The following is a 26264-nucleotide window of genomic DNA, read 5'->3' as shown; positions in this document are numbered from 1 at the left end:
GACCTGAAAAACCAGGTACGGCACAAGATGAATTTTCCGCACCGGATGCGAGCACGCAGCCCATCATTTTCAGTCCCGCCTCACCACCGAATTGCGCGGCAATCCAAGAACGAAAAGCACTCTTCATGAGCACTCAACAACATCCCGGAAGCGCGGGCCGCCCATTTCTTACCGCAGTAGTCGACGACGATGACCTGCGGCGCAATGCCTTGCGCCAACGGCTGGACAGGTTGGGGCACGCCTCCCTGGTGTTCGAATCATCGGAAGATCTGATCGCAGCGTTGCGCGCCGGCCGGGAGTTCGAATGGATGATGGTTGTGCTTCAAGCCGGCTCGCTGCAGGTTCAGCTGAAAACCATGCTTGGCCTGTCGCGAGCGCCGTTGCTGCTTGTCGCGCTCGAGGACAGCGTTGGCATCCTTTCCGACATCGACAAGTCGCTCCTGAATTCCGGTCGCGTCGACGTGGTGCCGCTGTCCTGCAGCGATCGCGAAATCGAGTGGCGATTCCAGCTGCTGATGCAGCGGAAAACGTTGTTCCCGCTCAGCGGCGACGACCTGACCTGGGGACCCTACCGGTTCGACAAGGGAAGGCGGACTGTATGGATCAACGAGCGAAGGGTCGCGCTGAAGCCACTGGAATTCGAGCTCGCCCTCGAATTTTTCCGGCACACGAATTTTCTGGTGACACGCGAACGGCTCTACACGGAGTTCTGGGGCGGATCGTTCGACTCCTCCAAATCCAGGAGACTCGATGTCTGTGTTTCCAATGTCCGCAGAAAACTGGATCTGGACTCCGGCAGCGGATTCTTCCTGCGATCGGTCTACGGGCGTGGCTACGCACTCAATGAGGTGGTGCCACATGCAGGGCAAACCACCGAAGACGCTGCTCAAATGCTCCGAAGCTTCGGCACCGGAGGGGCAGAAGAACGAGCCTCGAGCTACGGACGCTGATCAGTCCGACACAAGCGCCGGCAGGTGCGGCAGCGGCTCGGCATCGAAGCGCTCGAACCCGCAGTAGCAAAGAAAGTGACGGTTGGCAGCACGCCCGAACAACGTCATGCCGAGCTTCCCGGCGAGTTCGTGTCCCATCGCGGTGACGCCATTGCGCGAGGCGATGATCGGCACGCCCATGTGGGCAGACTTCATCACCATCTCGCTCGTCAGGCGCCCGGTCGTGTAGAAGACCTTGTCGCCGCCGCCGATGCCATGCACCGCCATCCACCCGGCGATGGTGTCGATGGCGTTGTGCCGTCCGACATCCTCCGCGAACACCAGCATCTCGGTCCCGTGGAACAGCGCGCAACCGTGCACCGATCCAGCCTGCCGGTGCACGCTGTCGCGGGACCGCATCGATTCCAGGATGCGCAGCAGGGTGCCCTGGCCGATGCGCGCGGCTTGTGCCGTCGGCAGCCGAATGGCGTCGATCTGAGCCATCGCGTCGCCGAAGACTGTGCCTTGGCCGCAACCTGTGGTCACGACCCGGTGCGCGGTTTTCTCCACGAGGTCGGCAACGCCGCGATGCGTCTTCACGGCCGCCGCATCCACGCTCCAGTCGACATCGATGCTCTCGACTTCGCCGGCGCGCCCGATCAGGTTCTGGTTGAGCAGATAGCCCAGCACCAGCAGCTCCGGCGAGGCGCCCAAGGTCATCAGCGTCACAAGCTCCCGCTTGTCGAGGAAGACGGTCAGCGGCCGTTCCGCCGGGATGTCGATGTCGCGGCGCTCCCCGTGCTGGTCGACGATTCCGATACGGCGCAACAGCGGGCCGCGCGCCTGCGTCAGGCGAGGCGCATCGGCACACCGGGGCAACTGCACCGCATCGAACGCCAACGGCTCTTCGTCTTCGAGTGGGATCATGCGAAATCCTGCGCCTCCACCGGCTGCACCCCGATGCTCTCCCGGCCGTAGCCCGTCATCTGCGCCGGTGTCCCGCCTGGCGTGACGGCCACGGCGCAGTACTTGAACTCGGGGATCTTGCCAAAGGGATCGAGCGCCGCGTTCGTCAGCAGGTTCGCCGCCGCTTCGTAATAAGCGAACGGAATGAACACCGCACCAGTCGGCGTGCCGTCATCGCGTCGCACGCTCAACGCAACTTCGCCGCGGCGCGACTTGACGGTGATCACATCGCCCGCCTCTACACCCAGCTTGCGCAGATCGCCGCCATTCATCGATGCGGTGGCAACCGGCTCGATCGCATCCAGCACGCTGGCGCGCCGCGTCATGCTGCCGGTGTGCCAGTGCTCCAGCTGGCGCCCGGTGATCAATACGAAGGGGTAGGCCGCGTCGGGCCGCTCGTCGGCAGGAATGATGTCCGCCGGCACCAGCTTGACGCGGCCGTCCTTGGTCGCGAACGTGTCGATGAACACGGTGGGCTGGCCCGGATCGTCTTCGGACAGGCAAGGGTAGGTCACGCTCTGCTCGCGTTCGATGCGGTCCCAGGTGACGCCCTCGATGACCGCGTGCATCGCCTGGCGCATTTCTTCATAGACCGCCGCAACGCCGCTTTCCGGGCCCGGGTAGTCCCACGAGAGGCCCATGCGCCGGGCGATCTGCTGAATGATCCACAGGTCGGGCTTCGCATCGCCCGGCGGGTTCAGCGCGCGGCGCCCCATCTGGATCATGCGGTCGGTGTTCGTGACGGTCCCGGTCTTCTCCGGCCATGCGCTCGCCGGCAGCACGACGTCGGCGTACCACGCGGTCTCGGTCATGAAGATGTCCTGCACGACCAGGTGGTCCAGCGAGGTCAGCGCTTGGCGGGCGTGGTTCAGGTCGGGATCGCTCATCGCCGGGTTCTCGCCCATGATGTACATGCCGCGGATCTTGTGCGGATCGCTGTCCGGCGCGAGCGCCTTGTGCATGATCTCCACGACGGTGTACCCGGGCTTGTCGTCCAGCGGCGCGCCCCAGAAATTCTCGAACCATGCGTTCACACCCGGGTCGTCCACGCGCTGGTAGTTCGGCAGCATCATGGGAATGAGGCCCGCATCGCTGGCGCCCTGCACGTTGTTCTGTCCGCGCAAGGGATGCAGGCCGCTGCCGGGCTTGCCGATCTGCCCGGTGACGCTGACCAGCGCGATCAGGCAGCGCGCGTTGTCGGTGCCGTGCACATGCTGGCTGATGCCCATGCCCCACAGGATCATCGAGCCCTTGCTCGTCGCGAACTCGCGTGCGACCTCGCGGATGGTCTCGGCCGGAATGCCGCAGATCGGCGCCATGGCTTCGGCCGAGTAGCCCTGCACATTGGCCTTCAGCGCTTCGTAGTTGCTCGCCCGGCGCGTCAGGAAATCGGTATCGACCAGCCCTTCGTCGATCACCGTGTGGATCAGCGCATTGAGCAAGGCGACGTCCGTGTCGGCGCGGAACTGCAGGGTGCGCCAGGCGTGCCGGCCGATGTCGGTGATGCGCGGATCGGCGAGCACGATCTTCGTGCCGCGCTTGGCGGCGTTCTTCATCCAGGTAGCGGCGACCGGGTGGTTGGCCGTCGGGTTCGAGCCGATCACCAGGATCAGTCCCGCATGCTCGACGTCGCTGACCTGGTTGCTCACCGCGCCGGAACCCACGCCTTCGAGCAGCGCGGCGACGCTGGAGGCGTGGCACAGGCGGGTGCAGTGATCGACGTTGTTGCTGCCGAAGCCGGTGCGCACCAGCTTCTGGAACAGATAGGCCTCCTCGTTGCTTCCCTTGGCCGAGCCGAAGCCCGCCAGCGCCTTGAGGCCGTGCGTGTCGCGCAAGGCCTTGAACTTGCCGCCCGCGAGATCCAGCGCCTCTTCCCAGGTCGCCTCGCGGAACACCTGGCTCCAGTCGGCCGGGTCGCCGATGGCGTCGGGGTCCTTGGGCACGCCGGCCCTGCGGATCAGCGGCCTCGTCAGCCGCTGCGGGTGATGCGCGTAGTCGAAGCCGAAGCGCCCCTTGACGCACAGGCGGTTGTGATTGGCCGGGCCGTCACGGCCATCGACGCTGACGATGACTTCGTCCTTCACGTTGTAGGTCAGCAGGCAGCCGACGCCGCAGAACGGGCACACCGAGTCGACCTTGCGATCGACCTCCTGCGCGCCGATGTGGCTCTTGGGCATCAGGGCGCCGGTCGGGCAGGCCTGCACGCATTCGCCGCACGCGACGCAGGTGCTCTCGCCCATGTCGTCCTGCAGGTCGAACACGATGGCGCTGTCGCTTCCGCGGAAGGCATAGCCGATCACGTCGTTGACCTGCTCCTCGCGGCAGGCGCGCACGCAGCGGTTGCACTGGATGCAGGCGTCGAGGTTGACGGCCATGGCCGGATGCGAGAGGTCGGGCGCAGGTTGCGTGCGGCCGATGGCCGCGAGCGCCGGACGAACCTGCACGTCCATGCGCGATGCCCACTCGCTCAGCTCGCCATGCTGCAGCGCCTCGTCGTTGCCGATCCACTTGTGCCCCTTCTGAGGCATGTCCGACAGCAGCATCTCGAGCACCATCTTCTGGCTCTTGACGGCGCGTTCGCTCGTGGCGTGCACCTTCATGCCGGCGGCGGGTGCGCGGCAGCAACTCGGTGCCAGGGTGCGCTCGCCATCGATCTCGACCACGCAGGAGCGGCAGTTGCCGTCGGCGCGGTAGCCGGGCGTGTAGCACAGGCGCGGTATCTCGACGCCGTGCCGGTCGGCGACCTGCAGGATCGTCTCGCCTTCATAGGCCAGGACCGGCTTGCCGTCGAGTTCGAACTCGACAACGGCGGCCGTCAGGAGGGTTCCTTCGCGTGCATTCATTCAAAGCACCTCGTGGGGGAAGTATTTCTGGACGCAGCGCACCGGGTTCGGTGCCGCCTGGCCGAGGCCGCAGATCGACGCATCGATCATCACCTGGTTCAGGTCCTCCAGCGTGGCGTGGTCCCAATGCGGCTGTGCCATCAACTGGGCCGCCTTGCCGGTGCCGACACGGCATGGCGTGCACTGGCCGCAGCTCTCGTGCTCGAAGAAATGCATCATGTTCAGTGCGGCGTCGCGGGCGCGGTCGTGCTGGCTCAGCACGATGACGGCCGCCGAGCCAATGAAGCAACCGTGCGGCTGCAAGGTGTCGAAGTCGAGCGGGATGTCGCTCATGCGGGCCGGGAGAATCCCGCCCGAGGCACCGCCGGGGAGGTAGGCATACAGCTCGTGGCCCGGCAACATCCCGCCGCAGAACTCGTCCACCAGTTCCTGCAAGGTGATGCCCGCCGGCGCCAGCTTGACGCCGGGTTCGCGCACACGGCCGCTCACGCTGAACGATCGCAGGCCATGGCGCCCGTTGCGGCCGAAGTCGCTGAACCATGCCGCGCCGCGCTCGACGATGTCGCGCACCCAGTAGAGGGTCTCGAAGTTGTGCTCCAGCGTGGGCCGGCCGAACAGTCCGACCTGCGCGATGTAGGGCGGGCGCATGCGCGGCTCGCCTCGCTTGCCTTCGATGCTCTCGATCATCGCGGACTCTTCCCCGCAGATGTAGGCACCCGCGCCGCGCCGCAGCTCGATGCGCGGCAACGCAAAAGGCGGATTCGCCTGCAGCAACGCGAGCTCACGCTCGAGGATCGCGCGGCAGCCGTGGTACTCGTCGCGCAGATAGACGTAGCAGGCGTCGATGCCGACCACTGCGGCGGCAACCAGCAGCCCTTCGAAAAATCGATGGGGGTCGCGTTCCAGGTACGTTCGATCCTTGAAGGTGCCGGGCTCACCTTCATCGATGTTGACCGCCATGAGGCGCGGCGCCATCTGCTGGCGCACGATGCCCCACTTGCGTCCCGCGGGAAATCCTGCGCCGCCGAGGCCGCGCAGGCCGGAATCGGTCATCGTCTTCAATACATCGTCGGCCGGCGTGGTGCCTGAAGCCACGTCGGCCGCGAGCCTGTAGCCGCCGCGCGCCCTGTAGGCCTGGTAGCCGACATAGGCAGGCGAGGTCTCGTCGGGAGAAGATGTGATGGACGCCGGCCCCGCCGCTGCGGCATCGAATGCGCCGTCGTCGGCAGGCAGCCGATGCGCCTTCGCGCCCTGGTCGACCGCCGCCTTGACTTCAGCCGTCGTGGCCCTGACCACAGGGGCCTGGCCGACCACGGCCACCGGCGCCTGCTCGCAGCGCCCGACGCACGGTGCCGCGACAACACGCACATCGGCGCCGAGCAAGGCCGGCAGGCGCTGCAGAAGATCGCGGGCGCCGGCCAGCTCGCATGAGAGCCCGTCGCACACGCGCACCGTCAGTGCGGCGGGTTGCTCGTCGCCCCGAAGCACTTCGAAGTGGTGATAGAAGGTCGCCACTTCGAAGACCTCCGCCATCGGCAGGTTCATTTCCCGTGCGAGCGCCACCAGATGCCGGTCGTGCAGGCATTGCCACGCGTCATTCAGGCGGTGCAGATTCTCGATCAGCAGATCCCTTCGGTGCGGGCCGGCCCCGAGCAGCGCCCGGACTTCTTCGAGCGCCACATGGTCGGGTTGGCGCCCCTTCAGCTTGCCCTTTCGGCGAATGCGGCTGCGAAGCTCGTCCAGGGTGGCGAGTCGCACGGGTTCGGGTTCGGGTGAGCGCGTGGCTATGGTCATGGCATCGGCGAAGCGATCAGGCCTCGCAGCAATCGGTAGGGCAAACGAATGGTGGGATCAACAGGGCGCCGACGGCAGCGCCTTCTGCGTGCCGGGTACAGGCAAGTCCTGCCTGGCCACCCGGTCGAGGCATGCTGAAGGGGGCCGGGGGCCAGGTCATTGATCGTGGTCAACTTATTGCAGCACGGCGATCAGGCGATACCCGAGGTTCGCGGCGCTGTGGAGCAGTCTCCGGGCGTTTGCCAGTGCGACTCCTTATTTGCGCGGCATGCTACCCCATGTATTCTTGTCGCGTATCGACAAGCCGGCGGTTGTACATCCGCGACGGCAGGGATACTCCAGCCATCGTCCGCCCATGCCCTCTTCGGAAATTCCTGCGATCGCCTCCACCGTCCGCCCGACGCTCGACGTGGCGGTCGTCATGCGCCGCGAGCGCCTGCACGGCCCGTCCAGCCACTGGCAGCCCTGGCGCTGGACGCTCGACGGCGTGATGCCCGACGAGCCCGGTTTCGGCACCGAACCGCGCTTGCTGCATGACGACGCGGGCGAGCAGCGCTGGCTTCATCCCGGCTTCAAGGTCGAGCTGTTCCGCGACGAAGCCGAGGGCTATCACCTCAACGCGACCACGCCGGCGCCGTGCTGGTTCGTGCTCTGGCGCATGGACGAGGAAGCAACGCTCGCAGCGGAGCCGATCCCGCGCCCGGTCGTGGTGACGCTGAGCTACTACGAGGCCGGACGCTGGCTCGATGCACAGGAAACCGTCGAACAGGTCCCGGCGCCTTCGGAGGTGATCGACTGGGTGCGCGCCTTCGTGGACGAGCACTACGTGATCGAGCCCAAGCGCCGCCGCCGGCCCGAGAGCTTCCGGCCGCTGGTCGACCGGTTCGGCAACGCCGCGAGCGTGACGACCGAGAAGAAGCGCGGACGGGGAGCCGGAGATGCCTGAGGGTTTTCTCGGACGCTGGTCGCGGCGCAAGCAGGAGGTGCGCGCGGCCGACGCAACCGTCGAAGCGAAGGCCGCGCCCGAACCGGTGCCCGTTCCGGCGCAGGCGGCGGCGCCTGCTCCGGTGCCGCAGGCCACGTCGCCCCCGGCGGCCCTCGACGCGCAGGACGAGCGGAACGCGCAGGAGAGCGCCCCGCCACTGACGCTCGCGGATGTGGCCGAGCTGGGCATCGAATCGGACTACAAGCCCTTTCTCGCCAGGGAGGTTGCGCCCGAGGTCAAGAACGCGGCCTTTCGCAAGCTGTTCTCCGATCCGCATTTCAATGTGATGGACGGCCTCGACACCTACGTCGACGACTATTCCAAATCCACGCCATTGCCCGACAGCGTGCTGCGCCAGATGGCGAGCGCCAAGTTCCTGAAGCTCTTCGACGAAGAGCCCGAAGACCTTCCCCCTGAAACCCCCAAAGCCGTGGGGGCGGAGGACATGGCACAGTCCATGGATTCCGGGAAGCTTCCCAGCCCGCCAGTTGCCGATGCGCAACCAGCCAGCCAAGAGACCGATGACCACCACGCTGATCTGCGACTGCAACCAGACGATGCCGCTCGAGCCGAAGACGCTCGGCGCGGCACTGGCTGAAACCCTTCCCCTGCATTCGTCGCTGTGCCGCCGCGAGGCGGCCTCCTTCCAGCGCGCCATCCAGTCCGGCGACGAGGTGGTGGTCGCCTGCACGCAGGAAAAGCGGCTGTTCGGCGAACTCGCCACGCAGACGCCCGGCGCGACCTCGCCGATCCGCTTCATCAACATCCGCGAGACCGGTGGCTGGAGCCGCGACGCGAAGAGCGCGATGCCAAAGATCGCCGCGCTCCTGGCCGCGGCCAGCCTGCCGGAGCCCGACCCCGTCTCGACCGTGAGCTACACGAGCCAGGGCCGGCTGCTGATCGTCGGCACGCTCGACCAGGCCGAGCATGCCGCGGCGCTGGTCGGCGACACGCTCGACGTCACGCTCATGGCGCAGGGCCCCGGCACGCTCGGCGGCGCGCAGGAACGCCGCTGGCCGGTGATTGCGGGCCGCATCGATTCGCTCAAGGGCTGGCTCGGCGCCTTCACGCTTCAATGGACGCGCGACAACGCGATCGACCTCGACCTGTGCACGCGCTGCAATGCCTGCGTCGTTGCCTGCCCCGAGCAGGCGATCGGGCTGGACTACCAGATCGACAACGCCCGCTGCACCTCGCACCGCGATTGCGAGCGCGCCTGCAGCGTGGCCGGGGCGATCGATTTCGCGCGCGCGCCTCAGGTGCTCGACGCGGCCTTCGACCTGGTGCTCGATCTGGGCACCGCGCCGCTGATCGACTGGCACGCACCGCCGCAGGGCTACTTCCATCTGCCGGGCGGCATTGCGCATGCCGAGGGACTGCAGACCCTGCTGCGCATGCGCGAGCTGGTCGGCGAATTCGAGAAGCCCAAGTTCTTCGACTACAAGCAGAGCCTCTGCGCGCACAGCCGCAACGAGGTGGTTGGCTGCAATGCCTGCGTCGAGGTGTGCTCTGCCCATGCCGTGAGCAGCGACAAGCAGCGCCAGCGCATCGTGGTCAACCCGAACCTGTGCGTCGGCTGCGGCGCCTGCACCACGGTGTGCCCGACGGGCGCGCTGGGCTACACCTACCCGCGCGCACCCGACCAGGGGCTCAAGCTGCGCAAGCTGCTCACCACCTATGCCGCAGCGGGCGGGCGCGACGCCGCCCTGCTCCTGAACAGCCAGGAGGGCGGCCAGGCGCTGGTCGAGCAGCTCGGGCGGCAGGCGCAGCTGGGCAAGGCGCAGGGCGTGCCGGCGCGGGTGATTCCGGTGGACCTCTTTCACGCGGCGAGCACCGGCATCGACCTGTGGCTCAGCGCGATTTCATTCGGCGCCTCGCAGGTGGCGGTGCTCTGCACCGGCGAAGAGGCGCCGCAGTACCTCGCGGCGCTCAGGAAGCAGATGGAGATCGCACAGGCGCTGTTGCTGGGCCTGGGCTACACCGGGACGCACTTCCATGTGATCGAGGCCGATTCGGCGGTCGCGCTCGATGCCGCACTCGCCGGCTTGCGCAGCACCACGCAGCGCCTGCCTGCCACCCCGGCCCGTTTCGCAATCGGCGCCCTCAAGCGCGACAGGCTCGAGATGGCGCTCGATCACCTGATGGGTGCAGCGCCCGCCCTGCAGACGCCGGCCGACGCACCGCTGGCCTTGGCGCTGCCCGCGGGCTCGCCCTTCGGCGCCATCTCGGTCGACAAGGACAAGTGCACGCTGTGCCTGGCCTGCGTCAGCGCCTGCCCGGCGGGCGCGCTCCTGGACAGCCAGACCGCGCCGCAGCTTCGCTTCATCGAGAAGAACTGCGTTCAATGCGGCCTGTGCGAGACGACCTGCCCCGAGGGCGCCGTCTCGCTCGTGCCGCGCCTGCTGGCTTCGCCCGAGCGCAAGCAGCAGGTGCTTCTCAACGAGGCCAAGCCCTGGGCGTGCATCCGCTGCAGCAAGCCCTTCGGCACGCAGAAGGCCATCGAGGCCATGCTCGGCAAGCTGGCCGGGCATGCGATGTTCCAGGGCGAAGCACTGGAGCGCCTCAAGATGTGCAGCGACTGCCGGGTCATCGATCTCTACAGCGCCACCAACGAAGTGAAGATCGCCCCGCTATGAACGAGACTTTTCCGGCGTCTTCCGCGCTCGACGAGGAAGTGGCGCGCGCCGAGCTCTACGGCCTGCTGGCGCGCCTCTGGTATGCGACGCCCGATGCCGACCTGCTGGAGGCCTTCCAGGTGGCCCCCACCGAGGCGCCGGCCGCGGGTGGCTTTCTCGAGGAGCCGTGGCGCCAGCTGGTCGGCATCGCGCGCGAGACCGACGTGGCCGCCGCGCACGACGAATACGACATGCTCTTCGGCGGCATCGGCAAGCCCGAGATCCTTCTCTTCGGCTCGCACTACCTGAGCGGCTTTCTCAACGACAAGCCGCTGGTGCAGCTGCGCAACGACCTCGACCGGCTGGGCCTCGCGCGCACCGAGGCCACCTACGAGACCGAAGACCACATCGCCTGCCTGTTCGAAGTGATGCGCTACCTGATCGCCGGCGAAGACGTGGCGGTTGCCAATCTCACACAGCAACAGGCCATCTTCTCGAAGCACATCCAGCCCTTTCTGCCCGCGCTGTGCGACGCCGTCGCCCAGCATCCGAAGGCCCGGTTCTATGCGGCGCTCGCGGTGTTCACGCGCGCGTTCGGCGAGGTCGAGGCCCAGGCTTTCGACATGCTGGCGTGATGGGGGGAAATCGGGTTGCCCGTGATGTGTTGCTGGTCTAGTATCCAAAAGCACACATGCGTTTCATATCGTGTTGAGCCTAGCCACTCCTGGAGTCAAGATGCAGGATAGCCAAAACGCCGGTATCAAGCCGGCCTCCCGTCGGGGATTCTTTCTCGGTGCCGCCACCGCTGGCGTTGCCGCCGCAGCCGTCACGGTGCTGCCTAAGGTTGTAGAGGCGCCCGTCGCCACCGCCGCCCCCTCCTTGCCGCCTGCGCCCGAAAACGGCGGCGGTTATTCCCTGAGCGAGCACGTCAAGCGCTACTACGCAACCGCTTCAGCCTGAGAAGGTATGAACGAATCCGCCATGCCCGCTCATCCCACCCAGACACACCCGCTCGGCGTTGCAAATGCTCGCCATAGCCCGAGCTATGGCTGCGCTTTGCGCCTTGATCGGGCGCGCCTGGGCGGGCTGCTCGGGCACGCCGGATTCGTTCACACCTTCTAAGGAGTCCCTGTGCTTCTGACCAGAAAATCCCCGGGCACCGCGAGCCAGCGTGCCTCCGATCCGTCCACCGCCGCCTCGCCCTTCATCCACAGCCTGCGGCGCGGCCTCGCGAACGCATTGCCGACCATGGACCGGCGCGCCTTCCTGCGGCGCTCCGGCCTCGGCGTCGGCGTGGGCCTCGCGGCCAGCCAGCTCACGCTGATCCAGAAGGCCCGGGCCGCCGACGGCAGGCCGGTGGCCATCGGCGCCGGCAAGATCGAGGTCAAGCGCACGGTGTGCTCGCACTGCTCGGTCGGCTGCGCTTCCGATGCGGTGGTCGAGAACGGCGTGTGGGTGCGGCAGGAGCCGGTGTTCGACTCGCCGATCAACCTGGGCGCCCACTGCGCCAAGGGCGCCGCGCTGCGCGAGCACGGCCACGGCGAATACCGCCTTCGCTATCCGATGAAGCTTGTCAACGGCAAGTACGAGCGCATCAGCTGGGACACCGCGCTCGACGAGATCACCGCCAAGCTCAAGGAACTCACCAAGGCCAGCGGCCCCGACGCGATCTACTGGATCGGCTCGAGCAAGCACAGCAACGAGCAGTCGTATCTGCTGCGCAAGTTCGTAAGCTTCTTCGGCAGCAACAACTGCGACCACCAGGCGCGCATCTGCCACTCGACCACGGTCGCGGGCGTGGCGAACACATGGGGCTACGGCGCCATGACCAATTCGTACAACGACATGCGCAACGCGAAGGTCGCGATGTACATCGGCTCGAACGCGGCCGAGGCGCATCCGGTGAGCATGCTGCACATGCTGCATGCGAAGGAAAACGGCTGCAAGATGATCGTGGTCGATCCGCGCTTCACCCGCACGGCGGCCAAGGCCCACGAGTACGTGCGCATCCGCTCGGGCTCGGACATCGCGTTCCTGTTCGGCATCCTGCACCACATCTTCAAGAACGGGTGGGAAGACAAGCGCTACATCGACGACCGCGTCTACGGCATGGACGAGGTGCGCGCGGAAGTGATGAGCAAGTGGACGCCCGACAAGGTCGAGGAGGCCTGCGGCGTCAATGAGGCGCAGGTGCTGAAGGTCGCGACGATGCTCAACGAGAACCGGCCCGGCACCATCGTCTGGTGCATGGGCCAGACGCAGCACACCATCGGCAATGCCATCGTGCGGGCTTCCTGCATCCTGCAGCTGGCGCTGGGCAATGTCGGCAAGTCGGGCGGCGGCACCAACATCTTCCGCGGCCACGACAACGTGCAGGGCGCCACCGACGTCGGTCCCAATCCCGATTCGCTGCCGGGCTACTACGGCCTGGTCGAAGGTTCGTGGAAGCACTTCGCCGCAACCTGGGGCGTGGACTTCGAATGGATCAAGGGCCGCTTCGCATCGCCCGCGATGATGAGCAAGCCCGGCATCACGGTCTCGCGCTGGATCGACGGCGTGCTCGAGAAGAACGAGCTGATCGACCAGGATTCGAACCTGCGCGGCGTCTTCTACTGGGGCCATGCGCCCAACTCGCAGACGCGCGGCCTCGAGATGAAGCGGGCCATGGACAAGCTGGACCTGCTCGTGGTGGTCGACCCCTATCCCTCGGCCACCGCGGCCATGGCGGCCATGCCGGGAAGGCCCGAGGACGCCAACGCGAACCGCGCGGTGTACCTGCTGCCGGCTTGCACGCAGTTCGAGACCAGCGGATCGGTGACCGCATCGAACCGGTCCATCCAGTGGCGCGAGAAGGTCATCGAGCCGCTGTGGGAGAGCCGCAGCGACCATATGATCATGCAGCAGTTCGCCGACCGCCTGGGCTTCGGCAAGGAGCTCAGCAAGAACTACAAGATGCAGAAGGTCAAGGGCATGGACGAGCCCGTGCCCGACGACATCCTGCGCGAGATCAACAAGTGCTGCTGGGCCGTCGGCTACTCGGGCCAGAGCCCCGAACGGCTGCAGGCGCACATGCGCAACATGGCCGCCTTCGACGTGCGCACGCTCAAGGCCAAGGGCGCCGTCAAGGACAAGGTCAACGGCTACGACATCTCGGGCGACTACTACGGCCTGCCCTGGCCCTGCTACGGCACGCCCGAGCTCAAGCATCCCGGCTCGCCGAATCTCTACGACCCGTCCAAGCACGTGATGGACGGCGGCGGCAACTTCCGCGCGAACTTCGGCGTGGAGCGCAACGGAAAGAACCTGCTGGCCGAGGACGGCTCGTACTCGCTCGGTGCCGACATCACCACCGGCTACCCCGAACTCGACCACCTGCTGCTCAAGAAGCTCGGCTGGTGGGACGAGCTGACCGACGCCGAGAAGCCCAAGGCCGAAGGCAAGAACTGGAAGACCGACAGCTCGGGCGGCATGATCCGCGTGTTCATGAAGAACCACGGCTGCCATCCCTTCGGCAATGCCAAGGCGCGTGCGGTGGTGTGGAACTTCCCCGATGCGATCCCGCAGCACCGCGAGCCGCTTTACGGCACCCGGCCCGACCTGGTCGCCAAGTACCCGACGCACGACGACAAGATGGCCTTCTGGCGCCTGCCCACGCTCTACAAGACCGTGCAGCAGAAGAACGTCGCCGACAAGATCGCCGAGAAATTCCCGTACATCATGACTTCGGGCCGGCTCGTGGAGTACGAGGGCGGCGGCGAGGAAACGCGCTCCAACCCCTGGCTCGCCGAACTGCAGCAGGAGATGTTCGTCGAGATCAATCCGAAGGTGGCGGCCGAGAAGAACATCCGCAACGGCGAGCGCGCCTGGGTGCACACGCCCACCGGTGCCAAGCTCAACGTGCAGGCCCTGGTGACCGAACGCGTCGGGCCCGACACGGTCTTCCTGCCCTTCCACTTCTCGGGCCACTGGCAGGGTGCGGACATGCTCGCCTACTACCCCAAGGGCGCCGCGCCCATCGTGCGCGGCGAGGCGATCAACACCGGCACCACGTACGGCTACGACAGCGTCACCATGATGCAAGAGACCAAGACCACGGTCTGCAACATCGAGAAAGCATAAGGAATCCCCATGGCAAGAATGAAGTTCGTCTGCGATTCCGAACGCTGCATCGAGTGCAACGGCTGCGTCACGGCCTGCAAGAACGAGAACGAAGTGCCCTGGGGCGTGAACCGCCGCCGCGTGGTCACGCTCAACGACGGCCTGCCGGGCGAGAAGTCGATCTCAGTGGCCTGCATGCACTGTTCCGACGCGCCCTGCATGGCCGTGTGCCCGGTGCAGTGCTTCTATCGCACCGACGAAGGCGTGGTGCTGCACGACAAGGACGTGTGCATCGGCTGCGGCTACTGCTCGTACGCCTGCCCGTTCGGCGCGCCGCAGTTCCCGTCGCAGGGCACCTTCGGCGCGCGCGGCAAGATGGACAAGTGCACCTTCTGCGCCGGCGGCCCCGAGGCCAACGGCTCCGAAGCCGAATTCGAGAAGTACGGCCGCAACCGCTTGGCCGAAGGCAAGCTGCCCGCCTGCGCAGAGATGTGCTCGACCAAGGCGCTGCTGGCCGGTGACGGCGATGTGGTGGCCGACATCTTCCGCACGCGCGTCGTGCATCGCGGCACGGGCGCGGAAGTCTGGGGCTGGGGCACGGCCTACGGCTCGCAGCAGGCCGGCACGCCGCCTGCCGGAGACAAGAAGTGAGGCGCGCGGCCGTCGCCCTGTTCGCGCTCGCCTCGGGCGCCCTGCTGCTTGCCGCATGCACCGAGAAGCCGCAGACGAATGCCGAGGGCGTCAAGCACGATGCCGTGCCCTGGAGCGGCACGGGCCCACAGGCCAACACCGGCACGGTCTTCACCGCGCCGGGCTGGAAGGTGGGCGAGAAGACCGCGTGGGAGCAGCAGATCAAGCTCCGCTCGAACGGCCAGAACGAATACACCAAAGAAAACTGAGCCGGAGGCTGCATGAGCGTCACCATTCGCACGAGGCAAGCCTTCAACGCGCTGTTGGCGACCGCGCTCCTCGGCTGCGCGGCGGTGGCCGTGGCCCAGGACGCCAACCCTGCCGCGAGCGGCGCCGTCACCCCTGCACCGGCGGCGGCTCCCGCTGCGGCTCCTGCGCCCCAAGCCAACCCCGGCATCCGCGGCCAGAACATCTTCGACGTGAAGCCCGAGGCCAGCGCCGATCCGAACTACCTCAACCAGACCAACGGCGAGCGCAACAAGGTACAGCCCGGCAACAACGCGCCGATGTGGCGAGACGTGAGCCGAGGTGTCACCGGCTACAGCAGCCTGCCCGTGAGCCAGGCGCCCGAAGCCGGCAACCTGATCCAGGGTTTCGTTCAGTACCCGGGCTCCCGCTTCACCAACGCGGGCGAGGCCTGGCGCCAGGTGCGCAACAACTGGATCATTCCGTACGGCGCGGCGCTGCTCTTCGTCACGCTGCTGGCGCTGGCGATCTTCTATTTCACGCGTGGGCCGATCCGGCTGCACGGCACCGAGACCGGCCGCAAGATCGAGCGCTTCACGCCCTTCGAGCGCGCCACGCACTGGTCGAATGCCCTCGCCTTCGTCACGCTCGCGCTGTCGGGCATCGTGATGGCCTTCGGCAAGTTCTTCCTGCTGCCGGTGCTGGGCAGCGCGCTCTTTGGCTATCTCGCGTACGTGCTCAAGACCGTGCACAACTTCGTGGGGCCGCTGTTCGTGGTGACCACGCTGTTCATGATCTTCACCTTCATCCGCAGCAACTGGCCGGGCAAGGAAGACTTCACCTGGCTGCGTCACGGCGGTGGCCTGTTCGGCGGCAAGGAGCCGGCATCGCACCGCTTCAACGCCGGCGAGAAGCTGGTGTTCTGGGGTGGCGTGCTCTTTCTGGGCAGCATCGTCATCGGCTCGGGGCTGTTCCTCGACAAGCTGCTGCCCGGCTTCGTCTACACGCGCGGCGAGATGCAGGTCGCGCACATGGTGCATGCGGTGGCCACGCTCCTCATGATGGCGATGATCATGGGCCACATCTACATCGGCACGCTGGGCATGACGGGCGCGTACAAGGCCATGCGCGAAGGCTACGTCGACGAGACCTGGGCGCGCGAGCATCACCGGCTCTGGTACGACGACATCGAGGCCGGCAAGATCCCGGCGCAGCGCTCTACCCCGCCCGACGCACCGGACCCCGCACGGCCGGTGACAGCGCAAGGAACCTCCGCATGAAGTACACGCCGATTCTTCTCTGCGCGCTGGCGCTACCGCTGGCTGCGCCGTCCGTCTTCGCCAAGCTGCCGACGCCCTCGCCCGAAGCGCAGGCCAAGGCCGCAGACACCGCGGCCAAGACCGCGTGGAGCGCCAAGGTCGACAGCTACCTGCTCTGCAAGGCGCAGGACCAGGTCGCGGCCAAGTACCGCGCCAGCGCCCAGGCCGCCGGCAAGCCGGTGCCGGCCGCGGTGGCGACGCCGCCCTGTGCCGACCCGGGGCCCTACGCCGCCGCGGCGCCGGCCCAGACCAAGCCCATCGAAGCCTCGGGTGCGCACTCGCCGGCCCCCACCGCAGCAGCGCCGCCCAGCTCGAACCAGACCTCGGCCGAGACCAACCCCGCGCCCAAGAAGTGAGCTTGCCGCGCCCGGCGCGAGCACTGGCGCAGGCGGGTCCGGACACTGCGCCCCGCAGGCATGGTTCGCGGCATGCAACTCCTATACTGGCCGCAATGCCCACACCCGAACGAACAGTCGCGACCGATGTGCGCATGCGCGGCTTCACGCAGCGCACGGAGGTTCCCGCCGTACTCGCCTGGATCGATGCCCACACGCCGCTGCTGCCCGGCGAATCCGTGGCCGTCGAGGAAGCCACGGGACGGGTGCTCCTGCATGAGGTGATCGCGCCCATCGCGGTGCCCGAATTCGACCGTTCCGCCATGGACGGCTACGCGCTGCGCGGTGGCGAGACCACAGGCGCCGGTGAATACAACCCGTTGGAGTTTCCGCTCGTCGGCCATGCCTGGCCCGGCCGGCCTTTCGATGGCGCGGTGCCCGCGGGCGCCGCCATCCGCATCATGACCGGCGCCCCGGTTCCCTCGGAACTGGATGCCGTGGTGCCCGCCGAATACGCGAGCGAGCAGGACGGGCGCCTGGCCATCACGCGGGCCGTTTCGCCCGGCCAGCACGTGGGCCACGTCGGCGAAGACATCGCACGCGGCAGCACGGCGCTGCCCGCGGGCCGCCGGCTGCGCCCGCAGGATGCGGGGCTCGCGGCCTCGCTCGGTCTCGCGCAACTGCAGGTGGTGCGCCAGCCCCGCGTGCGGCTGCTGGTGACCGGCAATGAAGTGCGCGCGCCCGGCGAACACAAGGGCCCGCACGAGATCTACGACGCCAACTCGGTGACCTTGCGCGGACTGGTGGCGCGCGACGGCGGTGTGCTCGAATCGCACCGGCGGCTGGGCGACGATCCGCAGGCCATCGCAGAGGCGCTGGCCGCTCCGGGCGCCGACGTGGTGCTCATCTCCGGCGGCTCCAGTGTGGGCGCCGAAGACCATGCGCCGCGCCTGCTGGCCGAGCTGGGCGAGCTGGCCATCCACGGCGTCGCGATGCGGCCCTCCAGCCCGGCCGGCATGGGCCGCATCGGCGGCACGCTGGTCTTCCTGCTGCCGGGCAACCCGGTCTCCTGCCTGTGCGCCTACGACTTCTTCGCAGGCCGCGCGATCCGCCGCATCGGCGGCCGGCCTGCCGACTGGCCCTACCGCCAGGTGCGCGCGGCCGTGGCGCGCAAGATCGTCTCGCAGGTGGGGCGCGTCGACTATGTCCGCGTGAAGCTCGGCGAGGCCGGCGTGGAGCCGCTCGCGCTCTCGGGCGCGTCCGTGCTGAGCTCGACCACGCGGGCCGATGGCTTCGTCGTCGCGCCCGCGGAGAGCGAAGGCTACGGCCCCGGAACCGAAGTCACTGTCCATCTCTACGAGTGCCTGTGAAACCCCAATCGCAATTTCTGGATGTCGTCACGCGCGACGAGGCCGAGCGCCGCTTTCGCGAACACCTGAAGCTCGCACCGCTGGGCCGCGAGACCGTCCCCCTGCACGAGGCGTTGGGCCGGGTGCTGGCCGACGACGTGATCGCGCCCATCGACGTGCCCGGCTTCGACCGTTCCAACGTCGATGGCTTCGCCGTGCAGGCCGCCGACACCTGGGGCGCGATGGAGGAGCAGGTCCGCACGCTGGCGCTCGCCGGCGAAACGCTGGCGCCCGGCATCGTGCCGCAGCGCGAAGTGACGCACGGCCACGCGACGGCGATCGCCACCGGCGGCATGCTGCCGCGCGGCGCCGATGCGGTGGTGATGGTGGAACACACCGATGCCGAGGAGGGCCAGGTGGTGATCCGCCGCGCGGCTACGGAGGGCGAGAACGTCAGCTACGCCGGCACCGACATCGCGCGCGGCGAAACGGTGCTGCGCGCCGGCCAGCCGCTGAGCTCGCGGGAGATCGGCGTGCTCGCGGCGCTGGGCCTGGCCGAGGTCGGCGTGCACCGCAAGCCGCGCGTGGCCATCTTCTCCACCGGCAACGAAATCGTCGCGCCCGGTGCGCCGCTGCCCACGGGCGCGGTGTACGACTCCAACGCCGCCATCATCGGCGCCGCCGTCGAGGAACTGGGCGGACTGCCCGTGCGGCTGGGCGTGATCCCGGACGACGAGGCGGCGCTCTCGGCCGCGCTCGCGCGGGGGCTCGAATGCGATGCGGTGGTCTTCTCGGGCGGCACCTCCAAGGGCGAAGGCGACCTCTCCTACCGCGTGGTGGCTGCCCTCGACGACCCGGGCGTGGTGGCGCACGGCGTAGCGCTCAAGCCGGGCAAGCCGGTGTGCCTGGCCGTCACCGGCGGCAAGCCCGTCGTGATCCTGCCGGGCTTTCCGACCTCGGCGGTTTTCACCTTCCACGAGTTCCTGGCCCCGGTGATCCGCGCCTTCGCGGGCCGGCCGCCGGAGCGGCGCGAGCACGTGGCGGCCACGCTGCCGATGCGGATCAACTCCGAGCGCGGCCGCACCGAATACCTGCTGGTGGGCCTGGTGCCCACCGACGAGGGCCTCGCGGCCTATCCGATGGGCAAGGGCTCGGGCTCGGTCACCACCTTCAGCAGCGCGGATGGCTTCATCACCATCGGCCAGCACACCGAGATCGTGGAGGCCGGCGCGCCCGTGCAGGTGCAGTTGCTGGGCCAGGGGCTGGACGCCGCCGACCTCATCCTGATCGGCAGCCATTGCGTGGGCCTGGACTGGCTGGCCGGCGAGCTGATGCGCCAGGGCATCCGCATCAAGGCCATGAACGTGGGCAGCACGGGCGGGTTGATGGCGGCCCGGCGCGGCGAATGCGACGTGGCGGGCATCCACCTGATGGACCCGGCCACCGGCGTCTACAACCGGCCGCTGCTCACGCCGTCGCTCGAACTGATCCCGGGGTACGGCCGCATGCAGGGCATCGTCTACCGCCCGCTCGATGCGCGCTTCGAGGGGCGCGATGCCGCCGCGGCCATTGCGGCCGCGCTCGCCGAGCCCGGCTGCACCATGGTCAACCGCAATGCCGGCAGCGGCACGCGCATCCTCATCGACCGCCTGCTCGGCCGCGCGAAGCCGCCTGGCTACGGCGTGCAGACCAAGTCGCACAACGCGGTGGCCGTGGCCGTGGCGCAGCAGCGCGCCGACTGGGGCCTGGCCATCGACACTGTCGCACGCCAGTACGGCCTGGGCTTCATTCCCGTGCAGGAGGAGCGCTACGACTTCGTGGTGCCCAGGGCGCGGCTGGCACGCGCGCCGGTGCAGGCCTTCATCGCGCTGCTGCAATCCGCCGCCGCGCGCGAGGCGCTAGCCCGGCTGGGCTTTCGTGTCGACCCGCCCATCTGAAACCACCGTCACACCATGAACTCGCGCAAACGCTCCACCCTTCTCGCCCTCGCCGGTGTTCTTGCCGGCGCGCTGCTCGCGCCGATCGCCCAGGTCGCCCATGCGCAAGACAGATTCATCGTGCTGGCCTCCACCACGTCCACCGAACAGTCGGGCCTCTTCAAGCACCTGCTGCCGCAGTTCACCAAGGCCACGGGCACCGAGGTGCGGGTGGTGGCCGTGGGCACGGGCCAGGCGCTGGACCTGGGCCGCCGCGGCGATGCCGATGCCCTGTTCGTGCACGACCAGCCCGCCGAGGAGAAGTTCGTCGCGGAGGGCTTCGGCCTCGTGCGCCGACCGGTCATGTACAACGACTTCGTGCTGATCGGCCCGAAGTCCGACCCGGCCGGCGTGCGCGGCAACGACATCGCGGCGGCCCTCAAGCGGCTGGGCGCCACGGGCGGCGCCTTCGTCTCGCGCGGTGACAAGAGCGGCACCCACTCGGCCGAGCTGCGCCAGTGGAAGCTGGCCGGCATCGACATCGCGGCCGCCAGGCCCGCCGGCTACAAGGAGTGCGGCTGCGGCATGGGACAGGCGCTCAACATCGCCGCGTCCACCAATGCCTACGTGCTCTCCGACCGCGGTACCTGGCTCAATTTCAAGAACCGCGGCGACCTGGGCATCGTGGTCGAGGGCGACAGGCAGCTGTTCAACCAGTACGGCGTGATCGTGGTGAATCCGGCGAAGCATCCGCACGTCAAGAAGGACCTGGCGCAGGCCTTCTCCGACTGGGTGGTGTCGTCCGATGGCCAGGCCGTGATCGCCTCGTACAAGATCGGCGGCGAGCAGCTCTTCTTTCCGAACGCGAACCAGTGAATGCGGCCGGGGCGGCCCGGCGGGCCGAGGGACGGCGCGATGACCGCGGCTTCGCGGTTGCACTGAAGAAAGCCGTCCTTCGATGAACACCATGACCGAAGGCTGGGTGCTGGCCTGGCAGCTCATCGCCGGCGCCGACCCCGAACTCGTGCACATCACGGCGCTCTCGCTGCAGGTGAGTGCCACGGCCTGCGCGATCGGTGCATTCGTCGGCCTGCTGCTGGGCGCGTGGCTCGCGGTGGCGCGATTTCCGGGGCATGTGCTGGCCGTGTGGCTGGTCAACACGCTGCTCGCCTTGCCCGCCGTGGTGGTTGGCCTGCTGGTGTACCTGCTGCTCTCGCGCTCGGGGCCCTTGGGCGAGTTGGGCATCCTGTTCACGCCGACGGCGATGGTGGTGGCGCAGAGCGTGCTCGTCACACCGCTGATCGCCGCCCTGTCGCGCCGGCTCGTGCTGGCCGCGCTGGCCGACGGCGGCGACCAGTTGCGCTCGCTGGGCGCCCGGCCGCTCACCACGGCGCTGCTGATGCTGGTGCACGACCGGATGGGCGTGGCCACCGTGCTGCTCACCGCCTTCGCGCGGGCCATCGCCGAGGTGGGCGCGGTGATGATCGTCGGCGGCAACATCGCCGGCGTCACCCGCGTGATGACCACCACCATCGCCCTGGAAACCAGCAAGGGCGACCTGGCGCTGGCGTTGGCGCTGGGCCTCGTGCTGCTGGCGGTGGTCGGTGCCATCAACGGTGCCATCGGGCTGCTGCAATGGATGGCGACCCGACCGCAGCGCATCGGCCCGCTGGCCACGTCCGATGCAGGGCCCCGGCCGCCAGCCCCTCGCCCGCCGGTCGTGGCCGAGGTGACGCCGCTGCTCGTGGCCGAGCGGGCGACGGTGCGCTTTCGCTCGCTGACCGCGCTGCACGATGCATCGCTGACCGTGCGCCGGGGCGACCGGCTCATCCTCGTCGGCGCCAACGGCTCGGGCAAGACCACGCTGCTGCGGCTGCTGCATGGCCTGCTGCCCTGCGAGGGTCGCTTCGAGCGCCTGCCGCTGCAGCCCGAAGGCCGCCTGCCGCACGGGGCCATGCTGTTCCAGCGGCCTTTTCTCCTGAGCCTTTCGGTCTGGCGCAATGTCTGGATCGGCCTGTGGCTGAACGGCGTACCGGCCGCCGAACGCAGCGAGCGCTGCCGCCAGGCCCTGGCACGCGTGGGCCTGCTCGAACACGCCACGCGGCCGGCCCGTTCGCTGTCGGGTGGACAGCAGCAGCGCCTCGGCCTGGCGCGCGCCTGGGCGCTTCAGCCGGACATCCTGTTCCTGGACGAGCCGACCGCCAGCCTGGACCCCGCCGCGAAGAACGAGATTGAGGCCCTCATCGAGGAGGTCGCCGACAGCGGCGTGACCATCGTGATGAGCACCCACAACCTCGGGCAGGCCAAGCGGCTGGCCACGCGCGTGGCCTACCTGCAGGCGGGACGGATCGTCGTCGAGCGGCCCGTGGCGCGCTTCTTCGACGCGGAAGACCTGCCGCCCGAGGCGGCGCGGTTCCTCCAGGGCGAACTCGGCTGGCGCGTGCGGCCGTAGCGGCCGGCGGCGAGGGCGACCGGATCAAGTCGCTCCATGGCGCGGGCTATCGGATGGAGTTCTGGCTCCCCGCAGCCACGAAGCGGCGCTCGCGCATCCACTTGGTCATGACCCACTTCTCGCCGCGGATCACGGCCGCGCTGGCGTGCAGGGATCGCGCATCGACGCCGCCTTTGCCGTCGCCGTACTCGAAGTAGCAGGCATTGCCGCGAATCGGCGACACCGCCAGGCCCAACTGCGGGAAGACGGTCTGGCCGCCCTCCGGCACGTCGTTGAGGTAGGTCACCAGGGTGCTCACGCGCTGGCCGCTTCGCGCAATGGATTCGCGGTTGGCGGCGTTGGTGGGCGCCAGGTAGTCGTGATGGGGCTCGCTGCCCGCGCCGGTCGGGTAGTACAGCAGCTACAGCCCCTCGCCGTTTTCCAGCGGAAGGTTCATCAGCATCGAAAGGCGCCGGTCGAGGCGGGCGACAAGGTCGTTCTCGCCCAGGCGGAAAAACATGCCCCAGCTCGCGCGCCTGTCGCTCACCACATCGCGGCCGCTCGCCGGATCGACCAGCGTGGAAGGCTTGAGGCGTGGCCGTGCCATGTCGATGAGCGCCTTGCATTCGTCGGCGTCCACCACGTTGCCGAGCGCGGCGAAGACCGGGTCTTCGCCGCGCGAGTGCACGACGATCTCGCGGTCGGCCGCCAGGATGCGCGTGCCCGTCGCGAGCCGGGCCACCGGCCTGGATGGGGCCTCGTCCGGCAGCTCGATGGCGTCGGCCGGCATGGCCCCGCCGCGCTGCCGCGCATCGAGGTAAGCCGCGACGATGGCCCGCGCAGGCCGCTCGTTCATGCCCTGCCTGAGCATCGTGGCCACCAGCGCGTGCGGCGCCTGGCCGGCGTCGAGGCCGTGCGTGAGCCAGCGGCCCAGGTCTGGCGAGAAGCGGACGACGGTGCTCATGGACGGCAGCGCGTCAGACCGCACCCGCGTGCGCGACCCAGCCCTTGTCGCCGAGCGTGAAGCCCTGGCGCAATTGCAGCTTGCCGCCCGCGCCGTTCGCGATGCGCGCGATCATCGGGAACACGCGCTGCGCGTCGGCGTTCTGCATCCACGGTGCGGGGTCGATCTGGTAGGTGTAGCTCACCACCGCCATCGGATGGTGCGCGTCGGATGCATCGACCTTCACGTCGACGATCTTCTCGCGCTTGAGATGGGCCACGCAGAAGTCGTTGGCGTGTGCCGTGCCCTGGGCCGTGGACGGACGCGGCTTGTAGAACTTGCGGCCGGCCTCGGTCAGCTCGAAGCGCTTGACCGCGCCGTCGGGGTTCTCGCTGCTCTTCGATGCGGCGACGATGGTGCTGTGCACCAGGCCCAACTGCTCCATCACCGGAAACTGGATCGCATGGCGCGCGCCGGAACCGGCCTCGGCTTCGGTCAGGTCGATCGGCCAGTCGAACATCGCAAGGCAGAGGTCGCCGCGCTGGGCCAGGTAGTCGTCCAGCGGCGCCGCGAGATTCTCGGCGGTGGGCGCGTTGGCATCGCGGCCGACGCCGCATGCGGCCAGCGCGCAGGCGAGGGCGATGCCGGCCAGGGCCTTGATCGAAGTGCGGGCGCGTGGGCGCGATGGAATGAAGCGGAAGTTCATGGGGTCTCTGATGGATGTTCGGGTGACAGTGGAGTGGCGCGCGCGGATTCAATGCACATCGAGTTCGTCCGCGACCCAGCCTTGCCGTGTCAGGTGAACGCCAAGGCGCACCTGCATCGTTCCCTCGCGCTGGATGGCGCGCGCCAGCAGGGGAAAGGCTTGCAGCACTTCGGGCGCACCGGCCCAGGGTTCGGGCGCGATGCGGTAGGTGAAGAGCAACGAGGTCGCGGTGCGGCCGTCGCGTGTCTGCGGCGGGTCCCAGCCAATCAGGCGGTCCAGGCTCAGGGCGGCCGCGCAGAAGTCGGCCGGATGCGTGAGCGTCTGCGTCGTGGTGCGTATCACCACGGGTATCTGCAGGTAGTTCTTGCGCCCTGCCTCGGTCAGCGCGTATTCGCGGGCCGGCGCGGCGGCGGCTGCGCTGTTTTTTTCGGTGACGACGACATCCTTGCCACTCACCAGGCCCAGCTTCTCGAGCACCGGCATCTGCTGCGCATCGACCTCGTGCGAGCCGGCCACCACGGTGATCGGCCATGCGTATTTGGCCAGGCACACATGCCCGCGCTGCGCGAGGTAGTCGTTCGTCGCTGCCGTGAAGTTGTCGCGGTTCGCGAGGCGCGCTTCCTCGTTGTCGCAACCCGCGAGCAGGGCCAGCGAGGCCAGCAGCGCCAGCAGGCACGCGACAAGCACCGAGCTTCTGTTCGTCTTCACTTCACGCACCTGCCGGTGGCCGGTGCTGCGGAGGGCGGCTGGTAGCCGTCGCTCAGCACACCGAGAAAGCAGACCAGGTCGGCGATCTGCTGCGGCGTCATGACCGGCGGGGAGCCGGGCTGGCGCGGCCGCGTGCCGCTGCCAAGCGTCTTGTCGCCGCCCTCGCCGGTGCCCATCGGCACTTCCTCGTCGATGCTGCCTTGCTGCGAGGCCGGCAGGTCGTTGTACCTGGCGACCGCGGCGCCCGGCACGTGGGTGGGTTGCAGCGCCCACGCCGGGTTGGCCTCGGGCGTGCCAGTGCTTTTCTCGCCGTTGGCGGGATACCAGTACTCGGGGTTGGTGTCCCGCGTGTTGTAGAAGTTGACGACCTGGTCCAGCGAGTGGAGCACGCCGTTGTGGAAGAAGGCGCCCCGCGTCGCCACGTTGCGCAATCCTGGAACCTTGAACATGCCGCAGTACGGGCTGGCGGTGTCGGGCGTGGCGGGCATGTGGTCGGTGCGGAAGGGTCCGCACAGTCCCATGTCGAAGTACTTCGGGTCGTCGTTGGCCGGAATCGGGTCCGGGTTGTTCGGGATCGACCTGTCGTTGCGCGGCGCACCCAGGGCCTGGTAGGTGAAGTCGGTCATCAGCCCGGAGTTGCCGTTGAAATTCGCGCCCGTGTAGTGGCAGCCCGAGCAGTTGGCCACGCCGGTGCTGTGGAACACGACCTCGCCGCGCCGCTCGGCCGGCGTCAGGGTGCCGCCGACCTTGTTGAACACATGCAGGTCGTACTTGCTGCTGTACGGATGAAAGCTCCGGTCTTCGGTCTCCAGCGCCTGGATCGCGCGGCCCAGGGCATCGAAGGCGGTGTCGGTGTTGTCGAACACACCGGCGCCGAAGGCCTGCCTGAACAGGCCGGCATAGGTGCTGGCCTGGACCGCCTTCACGACCGCCTCCTTCGAGGGGTTGTTCATCTCGAGCGGGTTGAGCAGCGGCATCCCTGCCTGAGTCGCCAGCGTTGCCGCGCGGCCGTCCCACATGAGGCCGCCACCCGGCGAGTTGGAGGTCACGCCGTCGGGGTTCGGTGCATCGTCGCTGAAGGCCGGCGTCGATTCCTTGTAGCGCAACGAGGGCACGGCGCGCGCGCCGATCTTCGTGACATCGGAACCCAGCTGCACCGAGATGCTGTTCGGCGGACCGTAGGCGTACTGCGGGTCGTGGCAGCTCGCGCACGACATGTTCCTGCCGCCCGAGAGGTTCTTGTCGAAGAAGGCCTGCTGCCCGACCTGGGCGGCCAGGCTCAGGGGCGGCGTGCGGGGCGCCGTGCCGACGGCGGTGTTTGCCGCCGTGGCCGTGCCCTTGCCTTGGCATCCCGCCAGGGCCAGCAGTGCCACAGAGAGCGCCACGCCGAGCGGAACGACCTTGCCCACCACCAGATTCATCATTGACCGTTGCATCTTGCAAGCGCTCCG

23 protein-coding genes are annotated in these 26264 nt (G+C 68.2%); 15 read left to right on the top strand and 8 right to left on the bottom strand.

The window, feature by feature from the left end; translation table 11 throughout:
• Positions 1-125 precede the first annotated feature (125 nt).
• The gene (locus tag M2282_RS08115) at positions 126-950 is read left to right on the top strand and encodes a winged helix-turn-helix transcriptional regulator (protein WP_280808272.1); all 825 of its coding nucleotides are present in this window, start codon (positions 126-128) and stop codon (positions 948-950) included.
• Here M2282_RS08115 and M2282_RS08110 read toward each other — a convergent pair whose 3' ends face one another.
• Genes M2282_RS08110 through M2282_RS08100 form a run of 3 tightly spaced genes read right to left on the bottom strand, consistent with a single transcriptional unit; the run spans position 951 to position 6532 of the window.
• Positions 951-1856, bottom strand: a complete 906-nt coding sequence (locus tag M2282_RS08110; protein WP_280808271.1) for a formate dehydrogenase accessory sulfurtransferase FdhD — start codon at positions 1854-1856, stop codon at positions 951-953.
• Positions 1853-4738 (bottom strand): formate dehydrogenase subunit alpha, encoded by a 2886-nt coding sequence (gene fdhF / locus M2282_RS08105; protein WP_280808270.1) that lies wholly within the window; start codon positions 4736-4738, stop codon positions 1853-1855. Before fdhF ends, M2282_RS08110 begins: the two co-directional genes overlap by 4 nt.
• On the bottom strand, positions 4739-6532 hold the full coding sequence (locus M2282_RS08100; RefSeq protein WP_280808269.1) for an NADH-ubiquinone oxidoreductase-F iron-sulfur binding region domain-containing protein: 1794 nt from the start codon (positions 6530-6532) through the stop codon (positions 4739-4741).
• 355 nt (positions 6533-6887) lie between these two features.
• Between M2282_RS08100 and M2282_RS08095 the strand changes: the two genes are divergently transcribed.
• From M2282_RS08095 to M2282_RS31050, 14 genes are all read left to right on the top strand, one after another.
• Entirely contained in the window at positions 6888-7478 is a 591-nt protein-coding gene (locus M2282_RS08095) for a DUF3305 domain-containing protein (RefSeq protein WP_280808268.1), read from the top strand.
• Positions 7471-8115 carry a DUF3306 domain-containing protein gene (locus tag M2282_RS08090; RefSeq protein WP_280808267.1) on the top strand — a complete coding sequence of 215 codons (645 nt, stop codon included), beginning with the start codon at positions 7471-7473 and terminating at the stop codon, positions 8113-8115. Before M2282_RS08095 ends, M2282_RS08090 begins: the two co-directional genes overlap by 8 nt.
• Complete coding sequence (locus M2282_RS08085; protein WP_280808705.1) at positions 8075-10153, top strand: 4Fe-4S dicluster domain-containing protein; 2079 nt, start codon at positions 8075-8077, stop codon at positions 10151-10153. Before M2282_RS08090 ends, M2282_RS08085 begins: the two co-directional genes overlap by 41 nt.
• A complete protein-coding gene (locus M2282_RS08080) occupies positions 10150-10767 on the top strand; it encodes a TorD/DmsD family molecular chaperone (RefSeq protein WP_280808266.1) in 618 nt (205 codons plus the stop codon). Before M2282_RS08085 ends, M2282_RS08080 begins: the two co-directional genes overlap by 4 nt.
• 100 nt (positions 10768-10867) lie before the next feature.
• Complete coding sequence (locus M2282_RS08075; RefSeq protein WP_280808265.1) at positions 10868-11092, top strand: formate dehydrogenase; 225 nt, start codon at positions 10868-10870, stop codon at positions 11090-11092.
• Positions 11093-11263: 171 nt separating this feature from the next.
• Positions 11264-14251 (top strand): formate dehydrogenase subunit alpha, encoded by a 2988-nt coding sequence (locus tag M2282_RS08070; protein ID WP_280808264.1) that lies wholly within the window; start codon positions 11264-11266, stop codon positions 14249-14251.
• A gap of 9 nt (positions 14252-14260) precedes the next feature.
• Entirely contained in the window at positions 14261-14881 is a 621-nt protein-coding gene (gene fdh3B, locus M2282_RS08065; protein WP_280808263.1) for a formate dehydrogenase FDH3 subunit beta, read from the top strand.
• Entirely contained in the window at positions 14878-15129 is a 252-nt protein-coding gene (locus tag M2282_RS08060; RefSeq protein WP_280808262.1) for a hypothetical protein, read from the top strand. Before fdh3B ends, M2282_RS08060 begins: the two co-directional genes overlap by 4 nt.
• A 12-nt stretch (positions 15130-15141) precedes the next feature.
• Positions 15142-16386, top strand: a complete 1245-nt coding sequence (locus tag M2282_RS08055; RefSeq protein ID WP_280808261.1) for a formate dehydrogenase subunit gamma — start codon at positions 15142-15144, stop codon at positions 16384-16386.
• The gene (locus tag M2282_RS08050) at positions 16383-16781 is read left to right on the top strand and encodes a hypothetical protein (protein ID WP_280808260.1); all 399 of its coding nucleotides are present in this window, start codon (positions 16383-16385) and stop codon (positions 16779-16781) included. Before M2282_RS08055 ends, M2282_RS08050 begins: the two co-directional genes overlap by 4 nt.
• A gap of 95 nt (positions 16782-16876) precedes the next feature.
• Complete coding sequence (locus tag M2282_RS08045; protein WP_280808259.1) at positions 16877-18130, top strand: molybdopterin molybdotransferase MoeA; 1254 nt, start codon at positions 16877-16879, stop codon at positions 18128-18130.
• Positions 18127-20046 carry a molybdopterin biosynthesis protein gene (locus M2282_RS08040; protein WP_280808258.1) on the top strand — a complete coding sequence of 640 codons (1920 nt, stop codon included), beginning with the start codon at positions 18127-18129 and terminating at the stop codon, positions 20044-20046. Before M2282_RS08045 ends, M2282_RS08040 begins: the two co-directional genes overlap by 4 nt.
• A gap of 15 nt (positions 20047-20061) precedes the next feature.
• Complete coding sequence (locus M2282_RS08035) at positions 20062-20901, top strand: substrate-binding domain-containing protein (protein WP_280808257.1); 840 nt, start codon at positions 20062-20064, stop codon at positions 20899-20901.
• Between the two features lie 82 nt (positions 20902-20983).
• Entirely contained in the window at positions 20984-22477 is a 1494-nt protein-coding gene (locus M2282_RS31050) for an ABC transporter permease (RefSeq protein ID WP_348541729.1), read from the top strand.
• A gap of 46 nt (positions 22478-22523) precedes the next feature.
• Here the strand turns inward: M2282_RS31050 and M2282_RS08020 are convergent, their stop codons facing one another.
• The 5 genes from M2282_RS08020 to M2282_RS08000 are packed head-to-tail and all read right to left on the bottom strand — an operon-like array spanning position 22524 to position 26234.
• Positions 22524-22874, bottom strand: a complete 351-nt coding sequence (locus M2282_RS08020; protein ID WP_280808703.1) for a prolyl hydroxylase family protein — start codon at positions 22872-22874, stop codon at positions 22524-22526.
• 3 nt (positions 22875-22877) lie between these two features.
• Entirely contained in the window at positions 22878-23420 is a 543-nt protein-coding gene (locus M2282_RS08015) for a hypothetical protein (protein WP_280808256.1), read from the bottom strand.
• A 13-nt stretch (positions 23421-23433) separates the two neighbouring features.
• On the bottom strand, positions 23434-24105 hold the full coding sequence (locus M2282_RS08010) for a hypothetical protein (protein ID WP_280808255.1): 672 nt from the start codon (positions 24103-24105) through the stop codon (positions 23434-23436).
• A 48-nt stretch (positions 24106-24153) separates the two neighbouring features.
• Positions 24154-24813: a hypothetical protein gene (locus M2282_RS08005; protein WP_280808254.1), complete on the bottom strand. Its 660-nt coding sequence runs from the start codon at positions 24811-24813 to the stop codon at positions 24154-24156.
• Positions 24810-26234 (bottom strand): cytochrome-c peroxidase, encoded by a 1425-nt coding sequence (locus M2282_RS08000; protein ID WP_280808702.1) that lies wholly within the window; start codon positions 26232-26234, stop codon positions 24810-24812. The genes M2282_RS08005 and M2282_RS08000 overlap by 4 nt, the downstream gene beginning before the upstream one ends.
• Between the last annotated feature and the right edge of the window lie 30 nt (positions 26235-26264).

The sequence above is a fragment of the Variovorax boronicumulans genome (assembly GCF_029892485.1).
Lineage (GTDB): Bacteria > Pseudomonadota > Gammaproteobacteria > Burkholderiales > Burkholderiaceae_C > Variovorax > Variovorax boronicumulans_B.
Note: the sequence above shows the minus strand (reverse complement) of the source record. Positions and strands in the feature narration are given on the sequence as shown.